The organism is Citrobacter sp. Cf116, assembly GCF_030336505.1.
GTDB classification, from domain to species: domain Bacteria; phylum Pseudomonadota; class Gammaproteobacteria; order Enterobacterales; family Enterobacteriaceae; genus Citrobacter; species Citrobacter freundii.
In genome coordinates this window covers 132,878-150,894 of record NZ_JAOWEQ010000037.1, presented here as the reverse complement: position 1 = coordinate 150,894, position 18,017 = coordinate 132,878, and the positions used below count along the sequence as shown (strand labels likewise).

The window sequence follows — 18,017 nt, the reverse complement described above, 5'->3', positions numbered from 1 at the left end:
ACCATACAGCCCGAGCTCGGACGCGTATATACACTCTCTTTCACAAATAGTGCTCATGAAATTTATCAATGTCACTTATCATCATACGGCAATAAAGAAACCCTTCCCATATTGTTATTGAATCTACCCACTCTCACCATGTATTAGCGAATTCACGTAAGCAAAACTAATACAAAAGGTTGAAATCACTGCAAAGAGATACTATTTGTACACCATAAAATGTGACCTGAATCTTGAATTTTTACTCTCAGCCGCTGAGAAGCCCCCTCGCCAATAAGCCTTTTTTATGCCCAACATCATGGGGAATTTAAGACAGGAGAATTAATTCTGTTACTAAATAAAGCGCAATTTTGAATTCCTTACATTCCTGGCTATTGCACAACTGAATTTATCGCTCTATTATTAGCTCAACAAACCACCCCAATATAAGTTTGAGATTACTACAATGAGCGAAGCACTTAAAATTCTGAACAACATCCGTACTCTTCGTGCGCAGGCAAGAGAATGCACTCTGGAAACGCTTGAAGAAATGCTGGAAAAATTAGAAGTTGTAGTTAGCGAGCGTCGCGAAGAAGAAAGCGCTGCTGCCGCTGAAGTTGAAGAACGCACTCGTAAACTGCAACAATATCGTGAAATGCTGATCGCTGACGGCATTGATCCGAACGAACTGCTGAATAGCATGGCTGCTGTTAAATCTGGCACCAAAGCTAAACGCGCTGCACGTCCGGCTAAATATAGCTATGTTGACGAAAACGGTGAAACTAAAACCTGGACTGGCCAGGGTCGTACACCGGCAGTGATCAAAAAAGCGATGGAAGAGCAAGGTAAACAACTGGACGATTTCCTGATCAAGGAATAATTCAGAAATACTTCGCTTAAAATCCCGCCATTGGCGGGATTTTTTTTACTGGTACTTCGCTCAGCCTTACCCGGATTAGGTATAAAAAAATGGCGCTGTTAATACAGCGCCGTTCTGACCAGATAATGCAAGAAGGTTACTTCTTAATACCCATCTCGTCTTCCAGCCAGGCTTTAAATTCAGCGCCGAGAGTATTATGGCGAATACCATATTCGACGAACGCCTGCATATAGCCCAGTTTATTACCACAGTCATGGCTTTTGCCCTTCATGTGATAAGCTTCAACCGTCTCTTTTTCAATCAGCATATCGATTGCATCTGTCAGCTGAATTTCATCACCCGCTCCCGGAGGGGTTTTAGCCAGCAGAGGCCAGATATCGGCACTAAGGACATAACGACCCACAACGGCCAGATTAGAAGGCGCTACATCAGCTTTTGGTTTTTCAACCACGCCAACCATCGGGACGCTTTCGCCCGGGGATAATTCAACGCCTTTACAATCAACAACACCATAAGCCGTAACATCTTCTACCGGCTCAACCATAATCTGGCTGCTACCTGTTTCATCAAAGCGATGAATCATTTCGGCAAGGTTGTCGCGGGATAAATCAGATTCGTATTCGTCAAGAATTACGTCCGGCAGGATTACAGCAACCGGTTCATCGCCAACCACAGGGTGCGCGCACAATACTGCGTGGCCCAGACCTTTTGCCAGCCCCTGACGTACCTGCATAATAGTCACATGCGGCGGGCAAATAGATTGCACTTCTTCCAGCAGCTGACGTTTTACACGTTTTTCCAGCATCGCTTCAAGTTCAAAGCTGGTATCGAAGTGGTTTTCAATAGAATTTTTAGACGAGTGAGTTACAAGTACAATTTCAGTGATGCCCGCAGCAATACATTCGTTTACGACGTACTGAATTAATGGCTTATCAACCAACGGTAGCATCTCTTTCGGGATTGCTTTCGTAGCCGGTAACATCCTGGTTCCTAATCCCGCAACTGGGATAACGGCTTTTTTGACTTTTGAATTAAGGGCAGCCATTTAAAACTCTCCTGGACTGTTCATGTATTGAACGTGTTCATCATTCTGTATCGCATCCGAGTATATCAGTACAGCGACAAACTTCTGGTCTGAAAAGGACGCGCGTCGGTATAATTAAGATAAATACGAATAAATCTGGCGCTGATAGTAGCACTCACAGCACGGGGAGGGTGAACCAATTTCATTTGCACGCCTCTCAATTGTTCATTCCGCAGACAACATCAAGCGCAGGCGCCCTCCCGCCCCCCATATTTGGCATTGCCATGACTCACAATGTTGGCTCAACTGATTAAGATACGTATTACCTAAGGTACCCAGCGGAACGCCATTGCTGATTTGCACTTGGTGGGAACCTGTATTTAATGTCGCATTCAGCCCTGCAGATACCAGAATCAGATTTTTTAATCCGCTATGGTAATACCCCACCAGCAAGGGAAACTGCCCTGGTAAATTGGCTTGCCGCAACAAATGATTTACCTGTTTCAATAACGTACCTAACTCCGGCAAGCGCTGATTTTGTTGTGTCAGTTGCTCCTGCAGTAAACCATTAAATAGCGCCCGCAATAATAATGCAGCCAAAACACCATTATCCCCTGCCCGCGTCACATCAAGGCAATAGAATGCAAGGTCATGATCCGACAGCGGCGCAATATCCAGCACCAACCCCGGTTGGTCGGCTACTACCAATTGTCGATAGTTAATGCGACAGTGCGAAATCACTTGCGACACTGGAGGCTGTAATTCTTTTAGCAGCTTCGCGGCGGCGGCAGGATCGTCCACCATCGCATCCCAGTCGCGAAACAGCCGCTCTTCTTCTTCTACGCGTGAATTAAACATGTTGGGATAAAGACATGCAAAGACGGTTTCTCTCAAGCGATTAAGGTCTTTCACCGGCTTCAATAGGACATCATCCACCCCGAGTCGTAGCGCTTTGGCTATGTCGGACATGTTTTCCGTCGCAGAAATCACCAGTATCGGGGTCTGATCGCCACGATTGCGTAGATACTCAACCAGTTTGAGGCCGTTCATTCTTGGCATAGCCAGATCGCAAATCATCAGGTCTGGTGTGAAGTGTCCAAGTAGTTCAAGTGCTTCAAGCCCGTCGCCAGCCACCGCCGTTGTCGCTCCCAAAGAGGAAAACCATGAGTCCATGAGTGAGCGAAATACCGGCTCATCCTCAACGATAAGAATCTGTTTTCCGACCAATGGCTGCGTCATATTCTCCCCCCTGACTGGCTTTAATAAATAGTGGCATGCTATTGCCACTCACGCCTGTCAGAATTAGCTTAAGTGTTGATAAAAAATGCGTTAGACGTTGGTTTTCACCAGGGGTAGAAGTTCATCCATTTTCTTCTCGACCGCCAACTGCCCGGCAGCAATTGCTGCACTGGCGCGGTGAAAATCCAGCGTGGATATTTGTGGACAAAACGGCTGAATCAGTATGTCTGGAGGGTCACCGGCCATGCGGTTACGTTTCAGACGATTTTCCAGAACCTGAATAGACGTCGTCATGATCTCCATCGCCGTCGGTGCCGTGACCGCACGCCTGGCCGTAATGTTGCTCAATCGCTCTTTCAGGCGGGCATGCCATGAAAGCTCGTCAGCATCATTACCCGATTCGGCATCGCTATTGACGTTGAAGGAGAGTAAATCTTGTTGCATGAGATGAGCATCGTGTTGCAGGTCGACCGCGATAACAATATCGGCCCCCAACGCACGAGTCAGGGATACTGGGACGGGATTCACCACCGCGCCATCGACCAGCCAGTAACCATTATGCGCCACGGGAGACATCAGACCAGGAATACTACAGGAGGCTCGGACAGCCAGATGCAAATCACCTTCGGTAAACCACAGCTCCCGCCCCGTACTCAGATTAGTAGCAACTGTTGCGAAACGGCGTGTGCATTGCTCAATTGCTTCTACCGGCATGACATTACGGTACTGATTGAATACCCGTTCACCGCGCAGTAAACCTCCCCTGCGCCACGAGAGATCCATCAGCCGTAAAACATCCCAATAGCTGAAAGAACATACCCACTTTTCAAGAGCAGGCAACTTATTGCAGGCGTAGGCAGCGCCAACCAGCGAACCGATGGAGCACCCTGCCACGATATCAACATCGATGCCCATATGCTTAAGGGCTTTAATAACCCCAATATGCGACCAACCTCGCGCCGCGCCGGAACCTAGCGCCAGCCCAATTTTTATTTTTCTCATTATACGTACAAACTTCCCCTGGCTTGCAGACGTAGCAACATCGCTACCGCTCAGTTAACATAGTGCCACTCTGGCGTTTTTACGCCGTTTTTATATTCCAGGGAGTACTTTGTGTCTCAGCTTTGTCCCTGTGGTAGCGCTGTCGAGTATAGCCTATGTTGCTACCGTTATGTGTCCGGCGCGCAAGTAGCACCTACGCCGTCACACCTCATGCGTTCTCGTTACTGTGCTTTTGTGATGAAAGACGCAGATTACCTTATCAGGACCTGGCATCCAGATTGTCATGCGGCCTCGTTTCGCGACGACATTATCGCAGGATTTAGTCATACAGAATGGCTCGGACTGACCGTTTTTGAACAAGAGACGGCAGACACAGAAAATACCGGCTATGTCAGTTTTGTCGCGCGGTTTTCTGAACAAGGTAAAACAGGTGCAATTATCGAGCGCTCTCGTTTTTTAAAAGAAAACGGTCAGTGGTACTATATAGACGGTACACGCCCTCAAATTGGACGAAACGATACCTGCCCTTGTGGCTCCGGTAAAAAATTTAAAAAGTGCTGCGGCTAATCAACGCCCGACAGTATCAATTTTGCAAACATTCTCAACAGGATCACCGCTGCAAATGCATTCATTACAAAGAAAAGTGCTGCGTACTATTTGCCCGGACCAAAAAGGTCTGATCGCGCGCATTACGAATATCTGTTACAAGCATGAACTGAACATCGTGCAAAACAATGAGTTTGTGGACCACCGCACCGGACGCTTTTTTATGCGCACCGAACTGGAGGGCATTTTTAACGACGTCACGCTGCTTGCCGATCTGGACAGCGCCTTACCTGAAGGCTCAATTCGTGAATTAACCCCAGCAGGCCGCCGCCGCATCGTCATTTTGGTCACTAAGGAAGCGCATTGCCTGGGCGATCTGTTAATGAAGGCCAATTATGGCGGGCTGGATGTTGAAATCGCCGCGGTGATCGGCAATCACGAGACGTTGCGTCCTCTGGTTGAACGGTTTGATATTCCGTTTGAGCTGGTCAGCCATGAAGGTTTAACACGTGACGAACATGATCAGAAAATGGCTGACGCTATCGACGCCCACCAGCCGGACTATGTCGTGTTGGCTAAATACATGCGCGTTCTGACCCCGACATTTGTTTCACGCTTCCCAAATAAAATTATCAATATTCACCATTCATTCCTGCCAGCATTCATTGGTGCTCGCCCGTACCATCAAGCTTATGAGCGCGGCGTGAAAATCATCGGCGCGACGGCCCACTACGTAAATGATAACCTTGATGAAGGCCCAATCATTATGCAGGACGTGATCCACGTTGATCACACTTACACTGCCGAAGATATGATGCGTGCGGGTCGCGACGTTGAAAAAAATGTTTTAAGCCGTGCGCTGTATCAGGTTCTGGCTCAGCGCGTCTTTGTTTACGGTAACCGAACGATTATTCTGTAATCGATTGATAAGTTAATTGGTTACCTTTACATCTTTACGTGTAAAAATCAGGCAACCAGTTCTTTTTTATGAACGGAATGCTTTACAGGGGCGCATCATTTGATATGATGCGCCCCGCTTCCAACGGAAGCAGGCCAGTAATTAGCATTACCCCGTGGTGGGGTTCCCGAGCGGCCAAAGGGAGCAGACTGTAAATCTGCCGTCATCGACTTCGAAGGTTCGAATCCTTCCCCCACCACCATTTTTTACTACAGCGATGTAGTTATCCCGGTGAGCAATACAGAAGTTTGCACTTGTCGGGGAAGGGTGAGAACCTTCGATTAAGGTTCGACTCGAGCGAAAGCGAGAGAACGTTGCCAACGGCAACGGCCCGAAGGGTGAGGAGCGAAGCGACGAATAATCCTTCCCCCACCACCATTCATTCTTTTAGATTCACAAAATTAGTATACCCCTGGTGGGGTTCCCGAGCGGCCAAAGGGAGCAGACTGTAAATCTGCCGTCATCGACTTCGAAGGTTCGAATCCTTCCCCCACCACCATTTTTTACTACAGCGATGTAGTTATCCCGGTGAGCAATACAGAAGTTTGCACTTGTCGGGGAAGGGTGAGAACCTTCGATTAAGGTTCGACTCGAGCGAAAGCGAGAGAACGTTGCCAACGGCAACGGCCCGAAGGGTGAGGAGCGAAGCGACGAATAATCCTTCCCCCACCACCATTCATTCTTTTAGATTCACAAAATTAGTATACCCCTGGTGGGGTTCCCGAGCGGCCAAAGGGAGCAGACTGTAAATCTGCCGTCATCGACTTCGAAGGTTCGAATCCTTCCCCCACCACCATCACTTCATAAAGCACCAACACATAATCAATCTGCAATGCCTTTTATTTGCCTGATGCGCTGTGCTTATCAGGCCTACAAACTCGACACATGCCCACAAATTGCCTGATGCACTACGCAGGCCTACGGCGCTCGCTGAAACCTGCGTAGGCTGGATAAGGCGTTTGCGCCGCCATCCGGCAAACAGGCATAAAAAAACCCCGCCGAAGCAGGGTTTTATCTTTCACAGAAATACAATTAGTGACGTGCACGAACAATCTGGTATTTGCGTGTCAGATATTCGACCGGGACGCTCCAGATGTGTACCAGACGCGAGAATGGGAACAACAGGAACAGCGTCATACCCAGCACAAGGTGCACACGGAAAATAAATGCGACGCCATCCAGATACTGAGACGCTCCGCCATGGAAGGTCACCACTGTCTGCGCCCAGTTCACCAACTTCATCATCTCGCTGCCGTCCATATGCTGGGCGGAGAACGGAATGGTCAGCAGACCCAGCGCACACTGGATAACCAACAGAGAGAGGATCAGAATATCCGCTCCGGTGGTGGTAGCCCGCACTCGTGGGCTGAACAAACGACGTTTCAGCAGCAGTACACCGCCAATCAGACACATTACGCCGCTAGCGCCACCCGCGAACATCGCCATCTTTTGTTTCACTTCAAGCGGCAGCCACGCTTCATACATCCAGTGTGGCGTTAACATACCCAAGAAGTGCCCGGCAAAAATCCCCAGGATCCCAATGTGAAACAGGTTTGACGCCAGGTTCATCCCTTTGCGATCCAACATCTGACTGGAGGCCGCACGCCACGTATACTGCCCGTAGTCATAACGCAGCCAACTGCCGATCAGAAAGACAGAACCCGCGATGTACGGATAGATGTCAAAGAAGAACGTATTCAGGAAGTGCATTAGTGCTGTCCTCCGGTAGTGATATTCAGATACTGCGGCGCAACGGCCCCGGCAAAACGACGCTGGTGAGCGGAGATTTCCGACTCGCCACACCCCTGATCGGCGAAGAATTTTACCTGCTCTTCTTCCCAGACCGCATCCAGCGCTTGTGGAGTATCATCACGGGCTTCATCCGCAATTTTTTCAGCCACTTTATCGCTGTCGATAACGGTATTCGCCAGTTTTAACAGCAAATCGAACAGTACTGCATAACGGCTTTCACGCTGCTGCAAACGAGCGCTGAGCAAAGCCAGGATCGGCGCAATATCCTGCAAGCCACCTAGCGCTTCGCTTTTCGGCAGTTGCGCAAGATATTCCAGATACAACGGCAGATGATCGGGAAGTTCGCGGCTGTCGAGCTGCAAACCGTGCTGTTCATACTGTGCCATCAGGTCAACCATCGCCTGACCGCGATCGCGGGATTCACCGTGTACATGTTCAAACAGCAGCAGCGAGGTGGCACGGCCACGATCAAACAGTTCGCTGTAACTTGCCTGCACATCCAGCACGTCTTGCGCGATTAGATCGCGCAGGAAAACGCCCAGAGTCTGGGCATCCTCTTTATCCAGGTTCTCAGATGACGCGAGTGCATCGAAAAGTTCCTGCTGATGCTGCCACAGGGCAGCATCCGGGTACTCGAGCAAACGCGAAACAATGACGAGTTCAATCATTGGTGCGGCTCCGTTTTGCTGGTCACATCGACAGCGTCGATGCGGCGGCTGTTGAACAGATTGAATTTAGTATCAGAACCGTGGCAACCGTCACCGAAGGTAAAGCCACAACCGCTTTTCTCCGGGAACGCGTCACGCGCCAGTTCACGATGGCTGCTCGGTACCACGAAACGATCTTCGTAGTTCGCGATCGCCAGATAACGATACATTTCCTGTGCCTGCGCTTCGCTCAAGCCCACCTCTTCCAGCGCACGGGTATCGACTTTACCGTCAACGGTTTCCGTACGTTTGTAGTGACGCATTGCCAGCATACGTTTCAGCGCCAACAGCACCGGCTGAGTATCGCCTGCGGTCAGCAGGTTCGCCAGGTACTGAACCGGGATACGCAGACTGTCAACGTCCGGCAGTATACCGTTGCTGCCCAGCTCGCCCGCATCGGCGGCAGACTGAATCGGTGACAATGGCGGCACGTACCAAACCATCGGCAATGTGCGGTATTCCGGATGCAGCGGCAGCGCCAACTTCCAGTCCATCGCCATTTTATAAACCGGAGACTGCTGGGCGGCATCGAGAACGCTCAGCGGAATACCATCTTTCAGCGCCTGTTCAATAACAGCCGGATCGTTCGGATCGAGGAACACGTCCAGTTGACGCTGGTACAGATCTTTCTCATGCTCGGTGCTTGCCGCGCTTTCAATCGCATCCGCGTCATACAGCAGTACGCCGAGGTAACGGATACGACCGACGCAGGTTTCGGAGCACACGGTCGGCTGACCGGCTTCAATACGTGGATAGCAGAAAATGCACTTCTCTGACTTACCGCTCTTCCAGTTGAAGTAGATTTTTTTATACGGGCAACCGGTGATGCACATACGCCAGCCGCGGCATTTGTCCTGATCGATCAGCACGATGCCATCTTCTTCACGCTTGTAGATGGCACCGCTCGGGCAAGTCGCCACGCACGCCGGGTTAAGGCAGTGCTCGCACAGACGCGGCAAATACATCATGAAGGTGTTTTCGAACTGACCGTACATCGCCTTCTGCATGTTCTCGAAATTTTTGTCTTTCGCCAGCTTCTCGAACTCACCGCCGAGGTCATCTTCCCAGTTCGGACCTTTGGTGATTTTATCCATACGCTGACCGGTGATCAGCGAGCGCGGGCGGGCAATCGGCTGCGCTTTGCTGTCTGCCGGGGTGTTGTGCAGAGTCTGGTAATCGAAGTCAAACGGTTCGTAGTAGTCATCAATACCTGGCAAATGCGGGTTAGCAAAAATTTTGCCCAGCAGCAGCGCTTTGTTACCCATGCGCGGCACCAGTTTACCGTTGATCTTACGGATCCAACCGCCCTTCCATTTTTCCTGGTTTTCCCAATCAGTGGGGAAGCCAGTACCCGGTTTGGTTTCAACGTTGTTAAACCAGGCATACTCCGCACCTTCACGGCTGGTCCAGACGTTTTTACAGGTTACTGAACAGGTGTGGCAACCGATGCACTTATCGAGATTCAGCACCATGCCGACTTGTGAACGAATTTTCATTTTACGCTCTCCTGTACCTGGTCATTGCCTTCGCCATCCAACCAGTCAATGTTCTTCATCTTACGAACCACCACGAACTCATCACGGTTCGAACCTACGGTGCCGTAGTAGTTAAAGCCGTAGGCCAGGTGGGCATAACCACCAATCATGTGCGTCGGTTTCGGTGTGATACGGGTCACCGAGTTATGGATCCCGCCGCGCTGCTCGGTAATCTCCGACCCCGGAATATTCACAATACGTTCCTGGGCGTGGTACATCATGGTCATCCCGGCCGGGACACGTTGACTCACAACCGCACGGGCGGTGAGTGCCCCGTTACTGTTAAAGACTTCGATCCAGTCGTTATCCTCGATACCCAGATCTTTCGCATCCGCTTCGCTCATCCACACGATCGGACCGCCGCGGCCTAACGTCAGCATCAGCAGGTTATCGCTGTAGGTGGAGTGGATACCCCACTTCTGGTGTGGCGTCAGGAAGTTGAGCGCTTTTTCAGGGTTACCATTTGATTTCTCGCCCATCACCTCTTTCACCGAACGAGTATCAATTGGTGGGCGGTAAACCAGCAGGCTTTCACCGAAGTCTCGCATCCACTGATGATCCTGATACAGCTGCTGGCGACCAGTCAGCGTACGCCATGGGATCAGCTCGTGAACGTTGGTGTAACCAGCGTTGTAAGAAACATGTTCATCTTCCAGTCCTGACCAAGTCGGGCTGGAGATAATTTTGCGCGGCTGCGCCTGAATATCGCGGAAGCGGATTTTCTCGTCTTCTTTATTCAGCGCCAGATGCGTATGGTCACGGCCGGTAAATTCACTCAGCGCCGCCCAGGCTTTCACCGCCACCTGACCGTTGGTTTCCGGTGCCAGGGTGAGGATCATCTCAGCGGCATCAATCGCCGTATTCAGCATCGGCTGGCCTTTTGCCGGGCCTTCAGCCTTGGTGTAGTTGAGCTTACGCAGCAGGTCCATTTCGCTCTGGGTGTTCCAGGCAATCCCTTTCCCGCCGTTCCCGACTTTATCCATCAGTGGGCCGATGGACGTGAAGCGTTCGTAGGTTGCCGGGTAATCACGCTCAACTGTCATGATGTGCGGCGCGGTAACGCCTGGAATCAGATCGCATTCGCCTTTCTTCCAGTCTTTAACATCCAACGGCTGCGCCAGTTCGGCGGCCGAGTCGTGCTGGATAGGCAACGTCACTACGTCGGTTTCTTTGCCAAGGTGACCCACGCAAACTTCAGAGAATTTCTTGGCGATAGCCTTGTAGATTTCCCAGTCGCTCTTCGATTCCCAGGCTGGGTCAACGGCGGCAGACAACGGGTGAATAAACGGATGCATATCCGAGGTATTCATATCGTCTTTTTCATACCAGGTGGCGGTCGGCAGCACGATGTCGGAGTACAGACAGGTGCTCGACAGACGGAAGTCCAGGGTGACGACCAGATCCAGCTTGCCGTCCAGTCCGTTATCCTGCCATTCCACTTCTTCTGGCTTCACACCCCCCTGTTTACCCAGATCCAGCCCCTGAATACCATGTTCAGTACCCAGCAGATACTTCAGCATGTACTCGTGGCCTTTACCGGAAGAGCCGAGCAGGTTAGAACGCCAGATAAACAGGTTACGCGGATGGTTTTTACCGTTCTCTGGTTGTTCAGCCGCAAAGCGAATAGAACCTTCCTTCAGAGATTTAACGGTGTAATCCACCGGTGTCATCCCGACTTTTTCCGCCTCACGCGCAATGTACAGCGGGTTAGTACCCAATTGCGGCGCAGATGGCAACCAGCCCATACGTTCAGCGCGTACGTTAAAGTCAATCAAATGGCCACTATAGCGGGATTTGTCTGCCATCGGGGACAGCAGTTCCTGTGCCGTAACCGTCTCATAGCGCCATTGGCTGGAGTGGTTATAGAAGTAGGACGTACTGTTCATGTGACGCGCCGGACGCTGCCAGTCAAGGGCAAACGCCAGCGGCTGCCAGCCGGTCTGCGGACGCAGTTTTTCCTGGCCCACGTAGTGCGCCCAGCCGCCGCCGCTCTGACCGACGCAACCGCAGAACACCAGCATGTTAATCAGACCACGATAGTTCATATCGAGGTGGTACCAGTGGTTCAGACCCGCGCCGACAATAATCATTGAGCGGCCGTGCGTTTTATCTGCGTTATCGGCAAATTCACGGGCAATACGCACGATCTGAGCGCGCGATACGCCAGTGATTTTCTCTGCCCATGCCGGGGTATACGCTTTGATATCGTCGTAGCTGGAGGCGCAGTTTTCATCGTTCAGACCGCGTTCCAGACCGTAGTTGGCCATGGTCAGATCGTAAACGGTGGTCACCAGCGCGGTGCTGCCATCTGCCAGTTGCAGGCGTTTTACCGGCAGTTTGTGCAGCAGAACATTTTCCAGTTCAACTTTGCTAAAGTGCTCGGTGCCTTCGCCGCCAAAATACGGGAAGCCGACTTCAGCGATGTCGTCCTGGCTGCCCAACAGGCTGAGCTGCAGTTCGGTTTCGTTACCGGACGTGCCGTCGCGCTGTTCAAGGTTCCATTTACCTTTTTCACCCCAACGGAAACCAATTGAACCGTTTGGCGCAACCATTTCGCCGTCGGTATTGATGGCAACAGTTTTCCACTCTGGATTATTTTCCTGACCCAGGGAGTCAACCAGATCGGCGGCACGCAGCATACGACCCGCCGCATAATACCCGTCACGCTCTTCGAGCATCACCAGCATCGGGAAGTCGGTGTAACGACGCACGTAGTCGGTGAAGTATTGGCTCGGGTTATCAAGGTGGAACTCGCGCAGCATGACGTGGCCCATTGCCAGCGCCATTGCGGCATCGGTGCCCTGCTTCGGAGCCAGCCACAGATCGCAGAGTTTAGCGATTTCAGCGTAATCCGGGGTGATGGCGACCGTTTTAGTCCCTTTGTAGCGAACTTCCGTGAAGAAGTGCGCATCTGGGGTACGGGTCTGCGGAACGTTGGAACCCCAGGCGATGATGTAGCTGGAGTTATACCAGTCGGCAGATTCCGGAACGTCAGTCTGCTCACCCCAGGTCTGCGGAGACGCAGGCGGCAAGTCACAGTACCAATCGTAGAAGCTCAGGCAGGTGCCGCCAATCAGCGACAGATATCGTGCACCGGAGGCGTAGGAAACCATCGACATCGCAGGGATCGGCGAGAAGCCCGCCACGCGGTCAGGACCGTAGGTTTTAACGGTGTAAACGTTAGAAGCGGCAATCAGCTCATTCACTTCCTGCCAGGAAGAACGCACGAAACCACCACGACCACGCGCTTGTTTGAAGCTTTTTGCTTTATCGGCGTCTTCGATGATGGAGGCCCATGCGTCTACCGGATCGCTGTGCAGTCTTTTCGCTTCACGCCACATTTTCATCAGGCGTTTGCGCATCAGCGGGTATTTCAGACGGTTAGCGCTGTAGAGATACCAGGAATAGCTTGCACCACGAGGGCAACCACGAGGCTCGTGGTTTGGCAGGTCCGGACGGGTACGCGGATAATCGGTTTGCTGGGTTTCCCAGGTCACCAGACCATTTTTCACATAGATTTTCCAGCTGCATGAGCCAGTGCAGTTTACCCCGTGGGTTGAACGCACGATTTTGTCATGCTGCCAACGCTGGCGGTATCCGTCCTCCCAGTCCCTGTTGGTATTGAGAAGCTGGCCATGCCCATCGGCAAAGGTTTCGCCCTTCTGCTTGAAGTAGCGAAACCGGTCCAGGAATTTACTCATCGGTTTTCTCCTGTAGGAGCCTGACGGCTCTCTGATAAATCGACATTGCTTGATTGAGAGCGAAGGTAACGCTCTGAAAGGGCGTGAGAATTGATAACGATCAAGGCAGGCAGGGATGAAAAATGAGGGTTGGTTTTTACATACCCCCAAAGTGGGATATTGATATTTAACGTAATAAATTGAATTTAAAGGATTTTTAATAATTCAATTATCATGCAAATGTTAAATTCTTTATAAGTGGGTATTAAGGGGTATCCCCCCTGCTTAGCATGTTGCGTACGCCGTTCTCACAGGCTGTTGTCATGCCACAATACAAAAGTATGTTGTAACTAATTACAGACAAAAAAAAGCGCGGTCTAACACCGCGCAATGGATAATCAACTTACACTTCATCCTTCAAACTGCTTCGCGTTGGCTGCGCTCGTTCTCCCCAGTCACTTACTTCTGTTAGCTCCTGGGGATTTCTCACTTGTCGCCTTGATGCAGTTAGAATGATTTTGTGTATACCACTTTTTTACTTTTTAGAATGACGTCCGTATACCGCCCAGGTGATAACCACACAAGCGACATAGAAGATCAGAAATACTTTCATCGCACCGACCGGAGAACCGGTTAATGCCAGGGACGTGCCAAATGCTTTCGGGATAAAGAAGCCGCCGATCGCACCAATAGCAGAGATAAAGCCCAACGCTGCCGCCGTATCGGTTGCCGCCTCGCGCATCGCTTTCTCCTCTGAACCACCTTCAGCTTTTACTCTGTCCATCGTCAGTTTGCGAAAGATTACAGAGATCATCTGGAAGGTTGAACCACTCCCCAGACCAGCCGTCAGGAACAATGCCAGGAATACCGCAAAGAAGGCGATAAAGTTGCCGCCGACACCATTTGATGGCAGCGTCAGGAACAGTAAGGCACTGAAAATAGCCATCAGAATGAAGTTCACCAGCGTGACGCGGGTCCCGCCCAGACGGTCAGAGATTGCGCCGCCCGCAGAACGCGCCAACGCACCAATGAACGGGCCAAAGAAGGCGTAATGCAGGATCTGCACCTCAGGGAACTGCGTTTTCGACAGCATCGCAAATCCAGCTGAGAAACCGATAAAGGAACCGAAGGTCGCCAGATACAGCAGGCTCATAATCCACAAATGCCCGCGTTTCAGCACCGGCAATTGCTCTTTCAGCGAGGCTTTGGAGGTTGCCAGTTCGTTCATACCGAACCATGCGGCCAGCGTGAAAATAGCGAGGAACGGCACCCAAATCCATGCGGCGTTTGCCAGATACAGCTGTGTACCATCCGGTTGTTCAACCCCGTGGCTACCAAATGCGGCAAAGATTGACAATGAAACCACCAGCGGCGCGACCAACTGCATCACGCTGACGCCCATGTTGCCCAGGCCACCGTTCAGACCCAGCGCGCCGCCCTGTTTCTGTTTTGGAAAGAAGAAGCTGATGTTTGCCATACTGGACGCAAAGTTCGCACCAGCGAAGCCGCACAGCAGGGAGATAATAATAAAGGTACTAAACGGCGTGGAGGTATCCTGCACCGCAAAACCTAACCATATGCAAGGAATGATCAGGATGCCGGTGCTAAATGCCGTCCAGCGACGTCCACCAAACAGGGGGACCATAAAGGAGTACGGAACACGCAGCAGCGCGCCGGACACCGAAGGTAATGCCGTCAGCATGAACAGCTGTTCAGTGGTGAAATCAAATCCGACTTTCGGTAAGTTCACCGCCACGGCGCTAAATAACATCCACACGCAAAACGCCAGCAGCAAGCAAGGGACGGAAATCCACAGATTACGGCTGGCGATTCGTTGACCACGCTGCTGCCAGAAGGCGGGATCTTCCGGCCGCCATTCGGTAATTACAGCTCCAGATGCCCTTTCCGGGGCAGATGAGTGACTCATAGACACCTCTGATACTTGTTTCGATGCCTGCAACATTAGGGTTTACAGCTGGAGGTAAGTTGATATAAATCAAAGGAAAAGGTGTCATTATTCATGCCTAAAATTTATTATTACCCTTAATGAGTACATAACTTCGGTAAAAAAGATGTGGTTTTTCACGCTTCTGTCGCCCCCTACTCCCCGTCGCCCAGGATCTCTCCCTCCACTGGCAATTAAGAGGTAGCCCGTTTGAGGTATGGGTATACTCCAGTGTATCGCCGAGAATAACGCCACTGCCTGCAGCAGAATCGTCATTCAATAAGGTTTTCTGTTCGACGAAAACCCGAAGGAACAAGTCACCATGTTTAAACGTTGTCTCTCCCCGCTTACGCTGGTCAACCAGGTGGCGCTGATTGTTTTATTGTCCACAGCCATCGGCGTGGCGGGTATGGCCGTCTCCGGCTGGCTGGTTCAGGGCGTTCAGGGTAGCGCCCATGCAATCAACAAAGCGGGATCGCTGCGCATGCAGAGTTATCGCCTGCTGGCAGCCGTACCGCTGGACGCTAGCGATCAACCGCTGCTGGATGAAATGGAGCAAACGGCGTTTAGCCCGGAGTTAACGCGTGCCGCAAAGCGAGACGGACAACAGGCGCAGTTAAAAGCATTACAGGATTACTGGCACACTGAACTTGCGCCGGGACTTGCGCATGCGCAAACGCCTGATGCGGTAGCGCAGGATGTGACGCGCTTTGTGGGCGGACTGGATAAATTGGTTACCGCCTTTGACCATACCACCGAATTACGCATTGAACGCGTCGTCCTGCTGCATCGCCTGATGGCCGTATTTATGGCATTGCTGCTGGTTTTCACCATTATCTGGCTGCGCGTGCGCCTGTTAGAACCGTGGAAACAGCTGCTGTCGATGGCGCGAGCCGTCAGCCAGCGTGATTTTACCCAACGCGCGCATATCAGCGGTCGTAATGAGATGGCGGCTTTGGGCTCGGCGCTAAATAATATGTCGGAAGAACTGGCCGAAAGTTACGCTGTGCTGGAACAGCGAGTACAGGAGAAAACGGCGGGGCTGGAGCACAAAAATCAGATTCTTTCTTTTCTGTGGCAAGCTAACCGCCGCCTGCACTCTCAGGTGCCGTTGTGCGAACGCCTCTCTCCGGTACTGAATGGTTTGCAAAATTTGACCTTGCTGCATGATATTGAGCTCCGGGTTTATGACCTGGAAGATGAAGACAATCATCAGGAATTTACCTGTCAGTCAAATGCCAGCTGTGATGAGAAAGGTTGCCATCTGTGTCCTCGCGGAACGCTGCCCGCGATTGACGGCGGGATTACATTGAAATGGCGGCTGACCGATGCGCATACCCAGTATGGTATTCTACTCGCCACCTTGCCGAACGGACGCCATCTCAGCCACGATCAGCAGCAGCTGGTTGATACTCTGGTTGAGCAACTGACCGCAACGCTTGCGCTCGACAGGCATCAGGAGCGTCAACAGCAGTTGATTGTGATGGAAGAGCGTGCCACCATTGCGCGCGAACTTCATGATTCTATTGCACAATCGCTCTCTTGTATGAAGATGCAGGTTAGCTGTTTACAGATGCAGGGCGATGCGCTTTCAGATAACTGTCGCGAGTTGCTCAGCCAGATTCGTAACGAGCTAAATGCTTCATGGGCACAACTGCGAGAACTGTTAACCACCTTCCGTTTACAGCTCACGGAACCTGGATTACGACCGGCGCTGGAAGCCAGCTGTCAGGAGTACAGCGCCCGTTTTGGATTTACGGTTAAGCTGGATTATCAGCTACCGCCACGCCTGGTCCCTTCGCACCAGGCGATTCACCTGCTACAAATTGCGCGCGAAGCCCTGAGCAACGCACTTAAACACTCTCAGGCCAATGAAGTGGTCGTGACGGTGGTGCAAAATGGCAAGCAGGTCAAACTGACAGTGCAAGATAACGGCTGCGGCGTACCGGAAAACGCCGAACGCAGTAACCACTACGGCATGATAATAATGCGCGACCGCGCGCAGAGCTTGCGCGGCGATTGCCGCGTACGCCGTCGCGAGACGGGCGGTACTGAAGTTGCTGTCACTTTTATTCCCGAAACAAACTTCACAGAAGTCCAAGGAGATACCCATGAGTAATCTGGAACCGGCAACTATCCTGTTGATCGACGATCATCCGATGCTGAGAACCGGTGTAAAACAGCTTGTCAGCATGGCGCCCGATATTACCGTTGTCGGCGAAGCCAGCAATGGTGAGCAGGGTATCGAGCTGGCTGAATCCCTTGATCCCGATCTGATCCTGCTTGATCTCAACATGCCCGGCATGAACGGTCTGGAAACCCTCGATAAGCTGCGTGAAAAATCACTGTCGGGCCGTATCGTTGTGTTTAGCGTATCCAATCATGAAGAAGATGTGGTTACCGCACTGAAGCGTGGTGCCGACGGTTACCTGCTGAAAGATATGGAGCCAGAAGATTTACTGAAAGCATTGCAGCAGGCTGCCGCTGGTGAAATGGTGCTGAGCGAAGCCTTAACCCCGGTTCTGGCCGCCAGCCTGCGCGCCAATCGCGCAACATCCGACCGTGATGTTACTCAACTGACGCCGCGCGAACGCGATATTCTTAAACTCATCGCCCAGGGTCTGCCTAATAAGATGATCGCCCGCCGCCTCGACATCACCGAAAGCACAGTAAAAGTTCACGTGAAGCATATGCTGAAGAAAATGAAGCTCAAATCACGCGTTGAAGCCGCGGTATGGGTGCACCAGGAACGCATTTTCTGATAACGCGC

The 18,017-nt window shown here is 51.6% G+C and carries 13 protein-coding genes, 3 tRNA genes and 2 other RNA genes; 10 read left to right on the top strand and 8 right to left on the bottom strand.

The genetic code is table 11. The features are described from left to right. Positions 1-445 precede the first annotated feature (445 nt). Complete coding sequence (gene hns / locus OGV74_RS10120) at positions 446-859, top strand: histone-like nucleoid-structuring protein H-NS (RefSeq protein ID WP_003020723.1); 414 nt, start codon at positions 446-448, stop codon at positions 857-859. A 136-nt stretch (positions 860-995) separates the two neighbouring features. On the opposite strand, the gene galU is transcribed toward hns, so the two are convergent. The 3 genes from galU to rssA form a co-directional block, all read right to left on the bottom strand. Further along, entirely contained in the window at positions 996-1,904 is a 909-nt protein-coding gene (gene galU / locus OGV74_RS10115; RefSeq protein ID WP_003020727.1) for a UTP--glucose-1-phosphate uridylyltransferase GalU, read from the bottom strand. Positions 1,905-2,108: 204 nt separating this feature from the next. After that, positions 2,109-3,122, bottom strand: coding sequence for a two-component system response regulator RssB (gene rssB / locus OGV74_RS10110; RefSeq protein ID WP_003841305.1), 1,014 nt, complete (start codon positions 3,120-3,122; stop codon positions 2,109-2,111). A gap of 90 nt (positions 3,123-3,212) precedes the next feature. After that, positions 3,213-4,124, bottom strand: a complete 912-nt coding sequence (rssA, locus tag OGV74_RS10105; RefSeq protein ID WP_003020732.1) for a patatin-like phospholipase RssA — start codon at positions 4,122-4,124, stop codon at positions 3,213-3,215. Between the two features lie 111 nt (positions 4,125-4,235). Here rssA and OGV74_RS10100 point away from each other — a divergent pair, with 111 nt between their 5' ends. From OGV74_RS10100 to OGV74_RS10070, 7 genes are all read left to right on the top strand, one after another. Then, the gene (locus tag OGV74_RS10100) at positions 4,236-4,691 is read left to right on the top strand and encodes a YchJ family protein (RefSeq protein WP_003020734.1); all 456 of its coding nucleotides are present in this window, start codon (positions 4,236-4,238) and stop codon (positions 4,689-4,691) included. A 55-nt stretch (positions 4,692-4,746) separates the two neighbouring features. Continuing rightward, positions 4,747-5,589 (top strand): formyltetrahydrofolate deformylase, encoded by an 843-nt coding sequence (gene purU, locus OGV74_RS10095; protein ID WP_003020737.1) that lies wholly within the window; start codon positions 4,747-4,749, stop codon positions 5,587-5,589. 156 nt (positions 5,590-5,745) lie between these two features. Further along, a tRNA-Tyr gene (locus OGV74_RS10090) sits at positions 5,746-5,830 on the top strand. A gap of 44 nt (positions 5,831-5,874) precedes the next feature. Next, positions 5,875-6,006, top strand: a non-coding RNA gene (locus OGV74_RS10085) — RtT sRNA. 36 nt (positions 6,007-6,042) lie between these two features. Then, a tRNA-Tyr gene (locus tag OGV74_RS10080) sits at positions 6,043-6,127 on the top strand. A 44-nt stretch (positions 6,128-6,171) separates the two neighbouring features. After that, positions 6,172-6,303: non-coding RNA, RtT sRNA (locus OGV74_RS10075), on the top strand. A gap of 36 nt (positions 6,304-6,339) precedes the next feature. After that, positions 6,340-6,424, top strand: a tRNA-Tyr gene (locus tag OGV74_RS10070). Positions 6,425-6,660: 236 nt separating this feature from the next. Here OGV74_RS10070 and narI read toward each other — a convergent pair. From narI to OGV74_RS10045, 5 genes are all read right to left on the bottom strand, one after another. Next, positions 6,661-7,338 carry a respiratory nitrate reductase subunit gamma gene (gene narI / locus OGV74_RS10065; RefSeq protein WP_003020743.1) on the bottom strand — a complete coding sequence of 226 codons (678 nt, stop codon included), beginning with the start codon at positions 7,336-7,338 and terminating at the stop codon, positions 6,661-6,663. Next, positions 7,338-8,048: a nitrate reductase molybdenum cofactor assembly chaperone gene (gene narJ, locus OGV74_RS10060; RefSeq protein ID WP_016150346.1), complete on the bottom strand. Its 711-nt coding sequence runs from the start codon at positions 8,046-8,048 to the stop codon at positions 7,338-7,340. Before narJ ends, narI begins: the two co-directional genes overlap by 1 nt. Then, on the bottom strand, positions 8,045-9,583 hold the full coding sequence (narH, locus tag OGV74_RS10055; RefSeq protein ID WP_086504141.1) for a nitrate reductase subunit beta: 1,539 nt from the start codon (positions 9,581-9,583) through the stop codon (positions 8,045-8,047). Before narH ends, narJ begins: the two co-directional genes overlap by 4 nt. Then, complete coding sequence (locus tag OGV74_RS10050) at positions 9,580-13,323, bottom strand: nitrate reductase subunit alpha (protein WP_003841311.1); 3,744 nt, start codon at positions 13,321-13,323, stop codon at positions 9,580-9,582. The genes narH and OGV74_RS10050 overlap by 4 nt, the downstream gene beginning before the upstream one ends. A gap of 514 nt (positions 13,324-13,837) precedes the next feature. Further along, positions 13,838-15,229 (bottom strand): NarK family nitrate/nitrite MFS transporter, encoded by a 1,392-nt coding sequence (locus OGV74_RS10045; RefSeq protein ID WP_286520747.1) that lies wholly within the window; start codon positions 15,227-15,229, stop codon positions 13,838-13,840. Between the two features lie 340 nt (positions 15,230-15,569). Here OGV74_RS10045 and narX point away from each other — a divergent pair, with 340 nt between their 5' ends. Together narX and narL are read left to right on the top strand one after the other, a co-directional pair. Then, positions 15,570-17,366 (top strand): nitrate/nitrite two-component system sensor histidine kinase NarX, encoded by a 1,797-nt coding sequence (gene narX, locus OGV74_RS10040; protein WP_003020754.1) that lies wholly within the window; start codon positions 15,570-15,572, stop codon positions 17,364-17,366. Next, the gene (narL, locus tag OGV74_RS10035; RefSeq protein ID WP_003020756.1) at positions 17,359-18,009 is read left to right on the top strand and encodes a two-component system response regulator NarL; all 651 of its coding nucleotides are present in this window, start codon (positions 17,359-17,361) and stop codon (positions 18,007-18,009) included. Before narX ends, narL begins: the two co-directional genes overlap by 8 nt. The last annotated feature ends 8 nt before the right edge of the window (positions 18,010-18,017 follow it).

Coding starts and splice junctions, on each gene's coding strand:
- hns (WP_003020723.1), top strand. CDS start 446: ATGAGCGAAGCACTTAAAATTCTGAACAACATCCGTACTCTTCGTGCG.
- galU (WP_003020727.1), bottom strand. CDS start 1,904: ATGGCTGCCCTTAATTCAAAAGTCAAAAAAGCCGTTATCCCAGTTGCG.
- rssB (WP_003841305.1), bottom strand. CDS start 3,122: ATGACGCAGCCATTGGTCGGAAAACAGATTCTTATCGTTGAGGATGAG.
- rssA (WP_003020732.1), bottom strand. CDS start 4,124: ATGAGAAAAATAAAAATTGGGCTGGCGCTAGGTTCCGGCGCGGCGCGA.
- purU (WP_003020737.1), top strand. CDS start 4,747: ATGCATTCATTACAAAGAAAAGTGCTGCGTACTATTTGCCCGGACCAA.
- narI (WP_003020743.1), bottom strand. CDS start 7,338: ATGCACTTCCTGAATACGTTCTTCTTTGACATCTATCCGTACATCGCG.
- narJ (WP_016150346.1), bottom strand. CDS start 8,048: ATGATTGAACTCGTCATTGTTTCGCGTTTGCTCGAGTACCCGGATGCT.
- narH (WP_086504141.1), bottom strand. CDS start 9,583: ATGAAAATTCGTTCACAAGTCGGCATGGTGCTGAATCTCGATAAGTGC.
- OGV74_RS10050 (WP_003841311.1), bottom strand. CDS start 13,323: ATGAGTAAATTCCTGGACCGGTTTCGCTACTTCAAGCAGAAGGGCGAA.
- OGV74_RS10045 (WP_286520747.1), bottom strand. CDS start 15,229: ATGAGTCACTCATCTGCCCCGGAAAGGGCATCTGGAGCTGTAATTACC.
- narX (WP_003020754.1), top strand. CDS start 15,570: ATGTTTAAACGTTGTCTCTCCCCGCTTACGCTGGTCAACCAGGTGGCG.
- narL (WP_003020756.1), top strand. CDS start 17,359: ATGAGTAATCTGGAACCGGCAACTATCCTGTTGATCGACGATCATCCG.